11 protein-coding genes are annotated in these 14,732 nt (G+C 71.4%); 7 read left to right on the top strand and 4 right to left on the bottom strand.

From position 1 onward, the window contains the following. The first annotated feature begins 180 nt into the window (after window positions 1–180). On the top strand, window positions 181–3,168 hold the full coding sequence (locus AB0B01_RS16440) for a bifunctional [glutamine synthetase] adenylyltransferase/[glutamine synthetase]-adenylyl-L-tyrosine phosphorylase (protein WP_361718610.1): 2,988 nt from the start codon (window positions 181–183) through the stop codon (window positions 3,166–3,168). A 128-nt stretch (window positions 3,169–3,296) separates the two neighbouring features. Here the strand turns inward: AB0B01_RS16440 and AB0B01_RS16445 are convergent, their stop codons facing one another. After that, window positions 3,297–3,833, bottom strand: a complete 537-nt coding sequence (locus AB0B01_RS16445; protein ID WP_361718613.1) for a hypothetical protein — start codon at window positions 3,831–3,833, stop codon at window positions 3,297–3,299. A gap of 348 nt (window positions 3,834–4,181) precedes the next feature. Here AB0B01_RS16445 and AB0B01_RS16450 point away from each other — a divergent pair, with 348 nt between their 5' ends. Further along, complete coding sequence (locus tag AB0B01_RS16450) at window positions 4,182–4,622, top strand: GNAT family N-acetyltransferase (RefSeq protein WP_361718616.1); 441 nt, start codon at window positions 4,182–4,184, stop codon at window positions 4,620–4,622. A gap of 3 nt (window positions 4,623–4,625) precedes the next feature. On the opposite strand, the gene AB0B01_RS16455 is transcribed toward AB0B01_RS16450, so the two are convergent. The 3 genes from AB0B01_RS16455 to AB0B01_RS16465 form a co-directional block, all read right to left on the bottom strand. Further along, a complete protein-coding gene (locus tag AB0B01_RS16455) occupies window positions 4,626–5,522 on the bottom strand; it encodes a phosphatase PAP2 family protein (protein ID WP_361718619.1) in 897 nt (298 codons plus the stop codon). Between the two features lie 173 nt (window positions 5,523–5,695). Beyond that, on the bottom strand, window positions 5,696–6,727 hold the full coding sequence (locus AB0B01_RS16460; RefSeq protein ID WP_361718622.1) for a LacI family DNA-binding transcriptional regulator: 1,032 nt from the start codon (window positions 6,725–6,727) through the stop codon (window positions 5,696–5,698). A gap of 25 nt (window positions 6,728–6,752) precedes the next feature. Then, complete coding sequence (locus AB0B01_RS16465; protein ID WP_361718625.1) at window positions 6,753–8,372, bottom strand: glycoside hydrolase family 13 protein; 1,620 nt, start codon at window positions 8,370–8,372, stop codon at window positions 6,753–6,755. A gap of 222 nt (window positions 8,373–8,594) precedes the next feature. Between AB0B01_RS16465 and AB0B01_RS16470 the strand changes: the two genes are divergently transcribed. The 5 genes from AB0B01_RS16470 to AB0B01_RS16490 are packed head-to-tail and all read left to right on the top strand — an operon-like array spanning window position 8,595 to window position 14,426. After that, the gene (locus AB0B01_RS16470; protein ID WP_361718628.1) at window positions 8,595–9,869 is read left to right on the top strand and encodes an extracellular solute-binding protein; all 1,275 of its coding nucleotides are present in this window, start codon (window positions 8,595–8,597) and stop codon (window positions 9,867–9,869) included. Window positions 9,870–9,877: 8 nt separating this feature from the next. Continuing rightward, entirely contained in the window at window positions 9,878–10,879 is a 1,002-nt protein-coding gene (locus tag AB0B01_RS16475) for a sugar ABC transporter permease (protein WP_361718631.1), read from the top strand. A gap of 2 nt (window positions 10,880–10,881) precedes the next feature. After that, complete coding sequence (locus tag AB0B01_RS16480) at window positions 10,882–11,745, top strand: carbohydrate ABC transporter permease (protein ID WP_361718634.1); 864 nt, start codon at window positions 10,882–10,884, stop codon at window positions 11,743–11,745. A 60-nt stretch (window positions 11,746–11,805) separates the two neighbouring features. Further along, the gene (locus tag AB0B01_RS16485) at window positions 11,806–13,425 is read left to right on the top strand and encodes a glycoside hydrolase family 13 protein (protein ID WP_361718637.1); all 1,620 of its coding nucleotides are present in this window, start codon (window positions 11,806–11,808) and stop codon (window positions 13,423–13,425) included. Beyond that, window positions 13,413–14,426 carry a LacI family DNA-binding transcriptional regulator gene (locus AB0B01_RS16490; protein ID WP_361718640.1) on the top strand — a complete coding sequence of 338 codons (1,014 nt, stop codon included), beginning with the start codon at window positions 13,413–13,415 and terminating at the stop codon, window positions 14,424–14,426. Before AB0B01_RS16485 ends, AB0B01_RS16490 begins: the two co-directional genes overlap by 13 nt. Window positions 14,427–14,732 lie beyond the last annotated feature (306 nt).

The raw sequence follows: 14,732 nt of genomic DNA on the forward strand, positions 1-14,732 counted from the left end.
AGCCTTCCGTGGTGAACAGGGGAGCGAGCGAACGAGCAGTCAGAGTAAGTGGTCGGATAAGCAGATAATCCGCCTCATGATACGCAGTCCCATGCCCCGGTGAGTCGAACGCCTGCTCCGGCTAGGCTCAGTTCAGGCAGGCCAGGCCAGTGGCGGCGACGTACGCGGGAGGGCGGCGGGATGACAGTCCCGGGACGCAGGAGCAGCACCTTCATCCGGCTGCTGCGCAGCGGCTTCACCGACCCCTCGGCCGCCGCCCGGCTGCTGGACTCCGCCGCGCTCGCCTCCGTACGCACCGATCCCGTGCTGCTCGACGCCCTCGCGGCCACAGCCGACCCCGATCTGGCCCTGCTCGGCCTCGTCCGGCTCGCCGAGGCGCAGAGCGAGGAGGAGCGGCCCGTCCTCCTCGACACCCTCGTCAGCGCCAAACCGCTCCGCGACCGCCTCCTCGGCGTCCTCGGCGCCTCCGAGGCCCTCGCCGACCACCTCGCCCGCCACCCCCGCGACTGGCACGCCCTCGTCACCTACGAGGCCGCCGACCTGCACCCCGGCCTCGCCGAGTTCGAGCTCGGGCTGGCCCAGGCCCACGACCCCATCGCCCTGCGCGTGGCCTACCGCCGCTGCCTGCTCTCGATCGCCGCCCGCGACGTCTGCGGCACCATCGACCTCGCCGAGACCGCCGCCGAGCTCGCCGACCTCGCCACCGCCACGCTCCGGGCGGCCCTGCGCATCGCCCGCGCCGCCGCCCCCCAGGACGCCGCGCAGTGCCGGCTCGCCGTCATCGCGATGGGCAAGTGCGGCGGCAACGAGCTGAACTACGTCTCCGACGTGGACGTGATCTTCGTCGGCGACGCCGCCAACGGCGCCGACGAGGCCAAGGCGATCCAGGCCGCCACACGCCTCGCCTCCCACCTCATGCGGATCTGCTCCGAGACCACCGTCGAGGGGACCATCTGGCCCGTCGACGCGAACCTGCGCCCCGAGGGCCGCAACGGCCCCCTGGTCCGCACCCTCTCCTCCCACCTCGCCTACTACCAGCGCTGGGCGAAGACCTGGGAGTTCCAGGCCCTGCTCAAGGCCCGCGCCGTGGCGGGCGACCCCGACCTCGGCGCCCAGTACATCGACGCCATAACGCCGCTCGTCTGGCAGGCCGCCGAGCGCGAGAACTTCGTCGCCGACGTCCAGAAGATGCGCCGCCGCGTCGTCGACAACATCCCCGCCTCCCAGGTAGACCGCGAACTGAAACTCGGCCCCGGCGGCCTGCGCGACGTCGAGTTCGCCGTCCAGCTGCTCCAGCTCGTCCACGGCCGCAGCGACGCCGGCCTGCACTCCCGCACCACCCTCGACGCCCTCCAGGCCCTCGCCGCCGGCGGCTACGTGGGCCGCGCGGACGCCGCCCAGCTCGGCGACGCGTACCGCTTCCTGCGCGCCATGGAGCACCGCATCCAGCTCTACCGGCTGCGCCGCACCCACCTCGTCCCCGAGGACGAGGCCGACCTGCGCCGCCTCGGCCGCTCTCTCGGCCTGCGCACCGAACCCGTCGCCGAGCTCACCAAGGCCTGGCGCCGGCACGCCTCCGTGGTCCGCCGCCTCCACGAGAAGCTCTTCTACCGGCCGCTGCTCGACGCCGTCGCCCAGCTCGCCCCCGGCGAGGCCCGGCTCTCGCCGCGCGCCGCCGGACAGCGCCTCGAAGCCCTCGGCTACGCGGACCCGGCCTCGGCCCTGCGCCATCTGGAGGCCCTCGCCTCCGGAGTCACCCGCAAGGCCGCCATCCAGCGCACCCTGCTCCCGGTCCTCCTCGGCTGGTTCGCCGACTCCGCCGACCCCGACGCCGGCCTGCTGAACTTCCGCAAGGTCTCCGACGCCCTCGGCAAGACCCCCTGGTACCTGCGGCTGCTGCGCGACGAGGGCGCCGCCGCCGAGAACCTGGCCCGCGTCCTGTCCGCCGGCCGCCTCGCCCCCGACCTGCTGATGCGCGCCCCCGAGGCCGTCGCCCTGCTCGGCGACCCCGAAGGGCTCCAGCCCCGCACCCTGGAGGCCCTGGAGCAGGAGGTGCTCGCCGCCGTCGGCCGCGCCGACAGCGCCGAAGCGGGCGTCGCAGCCGCCCGCGGAGTACGCCGCCGCGAGCTGTTCCGTACCGCCGCGGCCGACATCATCGGCTCCTACGGTACTGAGGACAGCCCGGCCGAGGAGGATCCCGGCGCCCTCGTCGACCGGGTCGGCAGCGCCGTCTCCGACCTCACCGCGGCCACCATCGCCGGAGCCCTGCGCGCCGCCGTACGCGACCACTGGGGCGAGACCCTGCCCACCCGCTTCGCCATCATCGGCGTCGGCCGCTTCGGCGGGCACGAACTCGGCTACGGCTCCGACGCCGACGTCCTGTTCGTCCACGAACCCCGCGAGGGCGTCGACGAGCAGGAAGCCGCCAAGGCCGCCCAGACCGTCATCGCCGAGATGCGCCGCCTGCTCCAACTCCCCACCGCGGACCCGCCGCTGCTCATCGACGCCGACCTGCGCCCCGAAGGCCGCTCCGGCCCCCTCGTGCGCACCCTGTCCTCGTACGCCGCGTACTACCGGCGCTGGGCCCTGACCTGGGAGAGCCAGGCCCTGCTGCGCGCCGAGCCGGTCGCCGGCGACCTCGACCTCGGCCGCCGCTTCATCGACCTGATCGACCCGCTGCGCTACCCGGAGGAAGGCCTCGGCGACGACGCGGTCCGCGAAATCCGCCGGCTCAAGGCCCGCATGGAATCGGAACGCCTGCCCCGCGGCGCCGACCCCACCCTGCACACCAAACTCGGCCGCGGCGGCCTCAGCGACGTCGAGTGGACCGTCCAGCTGATCCAGATGCGGCACGCCTGGTCGCAGCCCTCCCTGCGCACCACCCGTACCCGCGAGGCCCTCGCCGCCGCCCAGGCCGCCGGGCTGATCCCGGCGGAGGAGGCACAGATCCTGGACGAGGCCTGGGTGCTCGCCACCCGCGTCCGCAACGCCGTCATGCTGGTCCGCGGCCGCGCCGGCGACACCTTCCCCTCGGAAGCCCGCGAACTGTCCGCCGTCGGCCGCTACCTCGGCTACGCGGAGGGCACGGTCGGCGAAATGCTGGACGACTACCGCCGCACCACCCGCCGCGCCCGCGCCGTGGTCGACGACCTCTTCTACGGCGCCTGAGGCCGTTTCTCTGCGATCACCTCGCGGCGATGAGGCCATCACCGGTCACCGTGAGCAGCGGGAGGCGTGATGACATGTGAGTCCGGCCCAGCACTGATCGGTGCTGGGGCCAAACCCTACGCCTTGGGCTACCAGCCCCGCTTTACGCGGATGCTTCCGGACACCTTGTCGGCATTGTCCGGGAGTTGCATGGTGCATTTGCCCTCGGTGGTGTTGCTGATCAGCTCTCGCTCCTCCTGTGCGTTGACGCTCAGCACGTAAACAGTGCGAGCCGAGCCGACGGTGGCTTTGTGCAAGTCCTGTTCGTAGGCCTGGGTGCCCACCTTGCCGTCGAGCCGCCCGGCGCGGCAGTAGAGAGGATGTTCAGTACCGGGGCGGCCCACGTCGGCCAATGCTGCGATGAGGTAGTACTTCTCGCCTGACACAGGGGGGCAGCTGGCCGTCACGATGAGGTCGTACGTCGGACCCACGTCGGTGGGTGCTTCGAGATTGACGCGTTCCCCCTCGCACTCGATCGGGGGACGCGATTCCTGCGGTGACGGCTGTGCCGGCTGCGTGCTGCCAGAAGGCGACGGTTTCGGTCCTTCGTCGCTCTTGCTGCTGTCGGTGAGGCCGAACAGACCGGTCACGAGCGCAGCGATGAGGGCCGTGAGCGCGGTGCTCACGCCCGTGATGATGGCGACCTTCTCTCCCGCAGACCTCGTCCTGCGGGTCCGGGCCGCGCCACTGCCTCCCGCGCCACTGCCTCCGGGACCTCGTGTCGTGCCCATGGCGTCCCTCCTGGGAAAGGCCTACACGCCGAGGCGGCAACGTGCCGCTTCACCTTCCAGTACGCGTGGTGGGCAGATGGGGGTTCCGCCACAGGACGTCGATGCCGGCAAAGTACGCAAGGGGTACGCACGATGCCATAGCCACTCCAACTTCCTGACCGTAGGCAGCACCGCCAACCGGGGCGGCATGCCGCGCACGGATATCCGGTGGCCGGCGCGGATCGGCGCTGATTGGATGGCGCGATGGACACTGCGAACACCGTGCTGCCCGACGGCTGGGAGATCTCCGCCGACCCCGACCGGCTCGACGCCGCGCTGGTTCACCGCTGGCTGTCGCAGGACGCGTACTGGGCCCTCGGCCGCACCCGGGAGAAGCAGGACCAGGCCATCGCGGGATCCCTGAACTTCGGCGCGTACGACGCCGTCTCCGGTGCCCAGCTCGGCTACGCGCGCGTCGTCACCGACCGGGCCACCTTCGCCTGGCTCTGCGACGTGTACGTCGATCCCGGCTCGCGGGGCAAGGGGCTCGGCGGCGCCCTCGTCGACGCGGTCTGCGCCCACCTGGCCCCGTACGGGCTGCGCCGGGTGCTGCTGGCCACCGCCGACGCGCACGCCGTCTACGCCCGGGCGGGGTTCGAGCCGCTGGCGACGCCGGGGAAGTGGATGGCCCTGGGGGAGCAGTAGTCGCTAGCCGCGCGTGCGGAAGCGGTTCAGCAGGGCCGCCGTCGCCGGGTGGTGGTCCGTGCTGAGGGGGTGGCGGGGCAGGCGGTGGGGGAGGTGGCCGTACCAGGCCCGCGAGACCCCGTAGCCGAAGGACAGGCACAGCATGCCGCCCGCAGCGTCCAGCCAGAAGTGGTTCGCCGTGGCCACGATGACGACCAGCGTGGCCGTCGGGTACAGCAGGCCCAGGATCCGGGCCCAGGGCGCCGACGCCACCGCGAAGACGGTCACGCCGCACCAGAGCGACCACCCTATGTGCATGGACGGCATGGCGGCGTACTGGTTCGACATGTGCTTGAGGTTGCCGGAGGCCATCGAGCCCCAGGTGTGGTGGACCAGCACGGTGTCCACGAAGCGGCCGCCGTTCATCAGCCGGGGCGGCGCCAGCGGGAAGAAGTAGTAGCCGAGCAGCGCCACGCCCGTGGTGGCGAACAGGACGAGGCGGGCGGCGGCGTACCGCCCCGGATGGAACCGGTAGATCCAGGCGAGCACGCCGAGCGTCACCACGAAGTGGAGCGTGGCGTAGTAGTAGTTCATGCCGACGATCAGCCAGGTCACCGAGTTGACGGCGTGGTTGACCGACTGTTCCACGGCGATGCCGAGGGTGCGCTCGACGCTCCAGATCCAGTCGGCGTTCCCGAGGGCGGCCGCCTTCTGTTCCGGCACCGCGTTGCGGATCAGCGAGTACGTCCAGTAGCTGACCGCGATGAGCAGGATCTCGAACCAGATCCGGGGCCTGCGCGGGGCCCGCAGGCGGGACACGAGGGTGCGCTCGGCGCCCGGCTCGGGGGTCTCCGTCCCGATCACGGGGGGTGACGAGACATCCGTCCGGGTTTCCAGTGCCTTCACGCTCGCTTCACCCATGGGGAGAGAGTCTGCCAGATGGCTTCCTGCCTCCGATCATCCCTCGGGACGGTCTTGAGCGCAGCCGCTCACCCCTGGGGACGAGACGTTCCCCTACGTCCCCCTACGCTCCCCTACGGCCCTTGTGGTCCGGCGCGCTACGCCGTCCGGCGCGCCGTCCCCCCACGCCCCCGCTAGGCGCCCCGGCGCTGCCGTGGCCCGGAAGCGGTGGATCCGCGGACCACCAGCTCCGGCAGGAAGACGAACTCGCTGTGCGGGGCGGGCGTACCGCCGATCTCCTCCAGGAGCGTGCGCACCGCCGCCTGTCCCATGGCCTGCACCGGCTGCCGGATGGTGGTCAGCGGCGGATCGGTGAACGCTATGAGAGGGGAGTCGTCGAAGCCGACGACCGAGACGTCCTGCGGCACCCGCAGCCCCTGCTGGCGGGCTGCCCGGATCGCCCCGAGCGCCATCATGTCGCTCGCGCACACGATGGCGGTGCAGCCCCGGGCGATGAGCGCGGCCGCGGCGGCCTGCCCGCCCTCCAGGGAGTAGAGGGAGTGCTGGATGAGCTCCTCCACCTCGGCCTCGTCGATTCCGAGCCGCTCCTTCATCCCGAGCCGGAAGCCCTCGATCTTGCGCAGCACGGGCACGAACCGCTTCGGCCCGACGGCGAGGCCGATCCGGCTGTGCCCGAGCGCCGTCAGATGGGTCACCGCGAGCTGCATCGCGGCCCGGTCGTCGGGGGAGACGAAGGGCGCCTGCACCTTGTCGGAGAACCCGTTGATGAGGACGTACGGGACGCCCTGCGCGCGCAGTTGGTCGTAGCGGCCCATGTCGGCCGTCGTGTCGGCGTGCAAGCCGGAGACGAAGATGATGCCGGAGACGCCGCGGTCGACGAGCATCTCGGTCAGCTCGTCCTCGGTGGACCCGCCGGGCGTCTGCGTGGCCAGCACCGGCGTGTACCCCTGCCGGGTCAGGGCCTGCCCGATGACCTGGGCGAGCGCCGGGAAGATCGGATTGTCCAGCTCGGGCGTTATCAGGCCGACGAGGCCCGCGCTGCGCTGGCGGAGTTTCACGGGTCGCTCGTAGCCGAGCACGTCGAGCGCGGCCAGCACGGATTCGCGGGTGCCCGCGGCCACGCCGGGCTTGCCGTTGAGCACGCGGCTGACTGTGGCTTCGCTGACCCCCGCCTGGGCTGCGATGTCGGCTAGCCGTGCGGTCACGGGATTGGACTGTACCGGTCGCACGCTACAAAGCCCACCAGGTGCACGAATCGGGGGGAAGAAGGACGGTGCGCCCGTCGGTCTCCACGGGTGCGCTGGAGAGTACGGGCCGCCCCGGCGAGGCCATTTCGACCGGTTCGGGTCGGCTGTTGAAGCTGCACGCGAAGCCGGGCCGGGTGAACAGCAGCAGCCCCTCCGGCGCGGGCAGCCAGGCCAGCGGACCCGCGTCGGGCGAGCCGAGGCCCGGCAGCGCCCGGCGCAGCTCCAGGGCGGCCCGGTACAGCTCCAGGGTGGAGTGCGGGTCTCCGGTCTGCGCGGCGACGCTCAGCGGGGCCCAGTTCCGGGGCTGCGGGAGCCAGGTGCCGCCCGGGCCGAATCCGTACGGGGGCTCCTCGCCGGACCAGGGCAGCGGGATGCGGCAGCCGTCGCGCAGCCCCTCCTGCCCGGCGGTGCGGCGGAAGGCGGGATCCTGGCGGACGGCGTCGGGGAGGTCCGCCACCTCGGGCAGGCCGAGCTCCTCGCCCTGGTAGAGGTACGCCGACCCGGGCAGGGCGAGCATCAGCAGCGCCGCGGCCCGGGCCCGGGCCAGGCCCTGCGGGCCGCCGCCGTAGCGGGTGACGTGCCGGACCACGTCGTGGTTGGACAGCACCCAGGTGGTGGTGGCGCCGACGGAGGCGGTCGCGGCCAGTGACTCGTCGATCACGGTGCGCATCGCGGTGGTGTCCCACGGACAGTTCAGGAAGCGGAAGTTGAAGGCCTGGTGCATCTCGTCGGAGCGCACGTACAGGGCGAGCCGCTCGGAGCTCGGCGCCCAGGCCTCCGCGACGCCGATGCGCGGCCCCTCGTAGGAGTCGAGCAGCCGCCGCCAGGCGCGGTGGATCTCGTGGACCCCGTCCTGGTCGAAGAAGGGGAGCGGTTCGGTGCCGATCAGGGTGGCCTGGGCGCCGTGCCCGATGTCGGGCAGGCCGGGGGCCTTGACCATGCCGTGGGCCACGTCGATGCGGAAGCCGTCGACGCCGAGGTCGAGCCAGAAGCGCAGGACGGACGCGAACTCCTCGGCGACCTCGGGGTGCTCCCAGTTGAGGTCAGGCTGCTGGGGGGCGAAGAGATGCAGGTACCAGGCGCCGTCGGGAGCCCGGGTCCAGGCCGGCCCGCCGAAGACGGACTCCCAGTCGTTGGGCGGCAGGGTCCCGCCGGGGCCGCGGCCGGGGCGGAAGTGGTAGCGCGCCCGGGCGGCCGGGTCGGCGAGGGCCTGCCTGAACCAGGGGTGCTGATCGGAGGTGTGGTTGGGGACCACGTCCACGATCACCCGCAGGCCGAGCGCGTGTGCGGCACGGACCAGCTCGTCGGCGTCGGAGAGGTCCCCGAAGAGCGGGTCGACGGCCCGGTAGTCGGCCACGTCGTAGCCGCCGTCCGCCTGGGGCGAGACGTAGAAGGGGGTGAGCCACACGGCGTCGACCCCGAGCCGGGCCAGGTGCGGCAGGCGCGAGCGCACCCCGCGCAGGTCGCCGACGCCGTCGCCGTCGCTGTCCGCGAAGGACCGTACGTACACCTGGTAGATGACGGCATCGCGCCACCAGCCGGCGCTTGCGGCGGTCTTGCTGGAAGCGCTTGCAAGCCGGGGTGCGGTCAGCTCATGGGTCATATCGGGGTCAACGCCGCCACATGCCCCGTGGTTGCGGGGCTGGTCACCCGAAGGTGGTTCGAACTAACAGCAAGCTGCGGCAACCGTACGGACACACGGATGTAACGATCAGCTCCCCTTGCAGAAAATTGCCGCAAGCTCTTTCGGACGGCTTTCAGCCTTGTTAGGTTCTCGGCAACTCGGGACCGCGAGGGAGCGGCCGGGATCATCGAAGGAGTTCATATGCGGCGTGGCATAGCGGCCACCGCGCTGGTCGCGACCCTGGCGCTCGCGGCGACGGCTTGCGGCGGTGACACCAAGGACGACGGTGGCCAGACCAAGGCCGGCGGGGAGCTCTCCGGCACGGTCACGTGGTGGGACACCTCGAACGATGCCGAGAAGGCCAGCTTCCAGAAGATCGCCGAAGCGTTCACGGCGAAGCACCCGAAGGTGACCGTCAAGTACGTCAACGTCCCGTACGGCGACGCGCAGAACAAGGTCAAGAACGCCTTCAGCAGCGGCTCCGAGGCTCCCGACGTGATCCGCGCCGACGTCGGCTGGGTCGCCGACTTCGCCTCGCTCGGCTACCTCGACCAGGTCCCCGCCGAGACCGTCAAGAAGGTCGACGCCGAGTTCCTGCCGCAGGCCGCGGCCAGCGGCAAGTACGAGGGCAAGACCTACGCCGTACCGCAGGTCATCGACACCCTCGGCCTCTTCTACAACAAGAAGATGCTCGCCGACGCAGGCGTCCAGCCCCCCAAGAACCTGGAGGAGGTCAAGACCGCGGCCGCCGCGATCAAGGCCAAGACCGGCAAGACCGGCCTCTACCTGCGCGGAGACGACTCCTACTGGTCCCTGCCGTACCTGTACGGCGAGGGCGGCGACCTCGTCGACGCCAAGACCAAGACGGTCACCGTCGACAACGAGGCGGGCGTCAAGGCCTTCAAGGCCGCCCGTGACCTGATCACCTCCGGCGCCGCGATCACCAGCGCCACCGACGGCTACGTCAACCAGCAGACCGCCTTCAAGAGCGGCCAGGTCGCGATGATGATCAACGGCCCGTGGGCGGTGAAGGACACCTACGCCGGCGAGCAGTTCGCGGACAAGGCGAACCTGGGCATCGCGCCGGTGCCGGCCGGCTCCGCCCGCCAGGGAGCCCCGCAGGGCGGACACGACCTCGCCGTCTACGCCGGTTCCAAGAACCGCTCCGCCGCGCACGCCTTCGTCGAGTACATGACCTCCCAGGAGGTCCAGGTGCAGGCGACCAAGGAGCTGAGCCTGCTGCCCACCCGGACCGCCGCCTACGAGCAGCCGGACGTCAAGGGCAACGAGATGGTCCAGTTCTTCAAGCCCGCCGTGGACAAGGCCGTCGAGCGCGCCTGGATCCCGGAGAACGGCAGCCTCTTCGAGCCGCTGAAGGTCCAGTGGACCAAGGCCATGACCGGCACCTCGACCCCGGACGAGGCCGCCAAGGCCGCCGGCGTCGAGTTCCGCAAGATCCTCAAGGGCTGGAAGTAACGACACCCATGGCTGCTGCTGACACCAGCCGGCCGCAGGTGAAGGCCGCGGGCGACGGGACCACCGCCGCCCGCGGCCGGAGCCGCACCGGCATCAGGCGCGCTCTCGCCACCCACTGGTACGCCTGGGCCATGGTCGCCCCGGTGGTCCTCGTCCTCGGCGTGATCGTCGGGTGGCCGCTGGTCCGCGGGATCTACCTGTCGCTGACCGACGCCAACGAGCGCAACGTCGCCCGCACGATCGGCGCCAACACCATCGAGGCGTCGTACGAGTTCGTCGGCCTGGACAACTACACGGCCGTGCTCGGCGACCCGGTGTTCTGGCAGCGGCTGGTGTGGACGGTGGTGTGGACCGTCGCGTGCGTGTCCATCACCTTCGCCCTCGGCCTGGTCCTCGCCAACATGCTCAACCGGCAGTTCCGGGGCCGCGCCTTCTACCGGATGGCGCTCATCCTGCCCTGGGCCGTGCCCGGCTTCGTCTCCGTCTTCGCCTGGCGGTTCCTCTTCAACCACGACAACGGCATCCTCAACAAGCTCCTGGAGGGTGGCGGCATCGCCGGCGTGCCGTGGCTCGACGACCCGACCTGGGCCAAGTTCTCGGTCATCGCCGTCAACGTCTGGCTCGGCGTCCCCTTCATGATGGTCGCCCTGCTCGGCGGACTCCAGTCCATCCCCGGCGAGCTCTACGAGGCCGCCGAGATGGACGGCGCCACCTCCTGGCAGCGCTTCCGGCACATCACCCTGCCCGGGCTGCGCTCGGTCAGCATGACGGTGATCCTGCTCTCCACCATCTGGACCTTCAACATGTTCCCGGTGATCTTCCTGCTGACGCGGGGCGGACCCGGCGACTCCACCGAGATCCTCGTGACCCAGGCCTTCCGGGAGGCCTTCGTGGCCAGCCCGCGCGACTTCGCCGGCTCGGCCACCTGGGGTGTGCTGATCCTCGCCCTGCTCATGATCTTCGCGCTGGTCTACCGGCGCTCGCTGCGCAAGCAGGGAGAGGTGTGGTGACCATGTCCACTGCGAACGCCGACACCAAAGCCGCGAGGCCGCGGGGCACCCGCTCCCCGATCGCCTCCACCGGCCTGCACCTCACCCTGCTCGTCGCGTCCGTCATCGCCGTCTTCCCGGTGCTGTGGATCCTGCTGACCTCGCTCAAGCCCGCCGACTACGCGATCACCACCGACTTCGTCAAGGAACCGACCCTCGGCAACTACCGGTACCTGCTGGAGTCGAGCCACTTCCTCAGCTGGTTCGGGAACTCCGTCCTGGTCGCCGGCGTCACCACCGTCCTCGGTGTGTTCATCGCCGCCACCACCGGATACGCGGTCAGCCGGTTCAAGTTCCCCGGGATGAAGCCGCTGATGTGGACCCTGCTCATCACGCAGATGTTCCCCATGGCGATCCTCATCGTCCCGCTCTACAACCTGATGGGCGACCTCGGCCTGCTCAACCAGCCGATCGGCCTGATCATCACCTACCTCACCATCGCCGTGCCGTTCTGCGCCTGGATGATGAAGGGCTTCTTCGACACCATCCCGGTGGAGATCGACGAATCCGGCCGCGTCGACGGGCTCAACCCCTTCGGCACCTTCTGGCGGCTCATCCTGCCGCTCGCCAAGCCGGGCCTGGCCGTCACCGGCTTCTACGCCTTCATCACCGCCTGGGGCGAAGTCGCCTATGCCTCCGCCTTCATGGTCGGCGAGGAGAACCTCACCCTGGCCGGCGGACTGCAGACCTTCGTCACGCAGTACACCTCCAACTGGGGTGCGATGAGCGCCGCCTCGGTCCTCATCGCCATCCCCGCGGCGATCTTCTTCGTTTTCGCCCAGCGTCACCTCGTCGCCGGGATGACGGCAGGCGCGACCAAGGGCTGACCACCCCGGCCAGCCCTCGCCTGCCCCCACACACCCCCGGCCCGATCTCACAAGGACGACATGACCCAGCACCTCGCCGACGCACTGACTTCGGACAGTGGCCTCCCCACCACGACCGGCACGCGGCCCGGTTGGTGGAGAGAAGCGGTGATCTACCAGGTCTATCCGCGCAGCTTCGCCGACTCCAACGGAGACGGCATGGGGGACCTCGAAGGCATCCGCAGCCGCCTGCCCTACCTCAAGGAGCTCGGCGTCGACGCCGTCTGGCTCAGCCCCTTCTACGCCTCCCCGCAGGCCGATGCGGGCTACGACGTCGCCGACTACCGCGCCATCGACCCCATGTTCGGCACCCTGCACGACGCCGACGCCGTCATCCGCGAGGCGCATGAGCTCGGCCTGCGGATCATCGTGGACCTCGTCCCCAACCACTGCTCCGACCAGCACGAATGGTTCAAGCAGGCGCTGCGCGAAGGCCCCGGCAGCCCGCTGCGGGAACGCTTCCACTTCCGGACCGGGCGCGGCGAGAGCGGCGAACTGCCCCCGAACGACTGGGAGTCCATCTTCGGCGGCCCCGCCTGGACCCGCGTCGCCGACGGCGAGTGGTACCTGCACCTGTTCGCCCCCGAACAGCCCGACTTCAACTGGGAACACCCCGCCGTCCAGGACGAGTTCCGCTCCATCCTGCGGTTCTGGCTCGACCTCGGCGCCGACGGCTTCCGCATCGACGTCGCCCACGGCCTGGTCAAGGCCCCCGGCCTGCCCGACCTCGGCCACGACGAGCAGCTGAAGCTCCTCGGCAACCAGGTGCTGCCCTTCTTCGACCAGGACGGCGTCCACGAGATCTACCGCTCCTGGCGCACCGTCCTCGACGAGTACGCCGGCGACCGCATCGGTGTCGCCGAAGCATGGACCCCGACGGCCGAGCGCACCGCCCTCTACCTGCGCCCCGACGAGCTGCACCAGGCCTTCAACTTCCACTACCTCAACACCGGCTGGGACGCCGACGCGCTGCGCTCCGCCATCGACGACTCGCTCGACGCGATGCGCCCGGTCGGGGCTCCGACGACGTGGGTGCTGTCCAACCACGACGTGGTACGGCACGTCACCCGGTACGGCGGCGGCGCGCAGGGCCTTGCCCGGGCGCGGGCCGCAGCCCTGCTGATGCTGGCGCTGCCCGGCTCGGCGTACGTCTACCAGGGCGAGGAGCTCGGCCTGCCGGAGGTCGTCGACCTGCCCGACGAGGTGCGCCAGGACCCGTCGTTCTTCAAGGAGAACGGCCAGGACGGGCTGCGCGACGGCTGCCGCGTGCCGATCCCGTGGTCCGGCGACGAGGCCCCGTACGGATTCGGGACCGGCGGCAGCTGGCTCCCGCAGCCCGCCGAGTGGGCGGCTCTGAGCGTCGAGGCGCAGACCGGGGACCCCGCGTCGACCCTGGAGCTCTACCGGGCCGCGCTGCGGATCCGCCGGGAGCGGGCCGAGCTCGGCGCCGGGGACGCCGTGGAGTGGCTGGAGGCGCCGGAGGGCGTCCTGGCCTTCCGCCGCGGGGACTTCGTCTGCACGGTCAACACGACGGGGGAGCCCGTACGACTGCCCGCGCCCGGCACCCTGCTGCTCGCCAGCACGGAGCCGGCCGACCCGGACACGCTGCCCGCCGACACGGCGGTGTGGTGGCAGGGGTGACCTCGCCCCTGCGGCTGACGGACATCGCCGCGCAGGCCCAGGTCAGCGAGGCGACCGTCAGCCGTGTGCTCAACGGCAAGGCGGGCGTGGCGGCCGGCACCCGGCACAAGGTGCTGGCCGCCATGGACCTGCTGGGCTACGAGCGGCCGGTGCGGCTGCGCCGCCGCAGCAACGGCCTGGTCGGACTGCTGATCCCGGAACTGACCAATCCGATCTTTCCCGCGTTCGCGCAGGTCATAGAGCAGGCGCTGGCCGGACACGGTTACACGCCGGTGCTGTGCACGCAGACGCCCGGAGGAGCCACCGAGGACGAACTGGTGGAGCAGCTGGAGGAGCGCGGCGTCACCGGCATCGTCTTCCTGTCCGGGCTGCACGCGGACGCGGCGGCCGATCCCGCGCGCTACCAGCGCCTCGCCGCGCGCGGGGTGCCGTTCGTGATGATCAACGGTTTCAACGAGCACGTGAACGCCCCGTTCATCTCCCCGGACGACCGGGCCGCGGCGGACATGGCCGTACGCCACCTGGAGGACCTGGGCCACCGCCGGATCGGCCTGGCGATCGGGCCGACGCGCTACGTGCCCTCGGCCCGCAAGGAGGCCGGCTTCCTCGCCGCGGTCCCGCAGGCGGAGGCCCAAGGGCTCATCCAGCGCACCCTGTTCACGGTGGAGGGCGGCCACGCGGCGGGCGGCGCCCTGCTGGACCGCGGCTGCACGGGCATCGTGTGCGGGAGCGACCCGATGGCACTCGGCGTGATCCGCGCGGCCCGCGAACGGGGGCTGCGCGTACCGCAGGACGTGTCGGTGGTCGGCTTCGACGACTCGCCGCTCATCGCGTTCACGGACCCGCCGCTCACGACGATCCGCCAGCCGGTCCGCGCGATGGCGACGGCGGCGGTCGGCGCCCTCCTGGAGGCGGTGGGCGGCACCCCGGTGCAGCGCACGGAGTACGTCTTCCAGCCGGAGCTGGTGGTGAGGGGGTCTACGGGGGAGGGGCCGGGGTGAGGGGGGCCACTCCCCCTGAGCACCGCACCCGCACCCGGCGGCTGCCCACCCGCCCCCGGGGCGGCTGCGGAGGCGAAGGCGGAGGAGGCGGGGCGAGGGGGGCCGCTGAGCAGGGGTGGTAGGCGGGGCGGGGGCTTCGGGGGTCGGGATGTCCGCACGCGGCATCAGGGGAGGTCCGGGGGCGTCCCGTCAGTCCACTGTCCTTCCGTGTCGGTCCGGCCCGTCAAGGGCGCTCCTCCTCGTTCCTCGTCGTCGCGTCGCTTCGCGATGGCCTTCGGCCACCCTTGACTGCCCGGCCCGCCCCGG

It is taken from the genome of Streptomyces sp. NPDC044571 (genome assembly GCF_040647115.1).
In the GTDB taxonomy this organism is placed as follows: Bacteria; Actinomycetota; Actinomycetes; order Streptomycetales; family Streptomycetaceae; genus Streptomyces.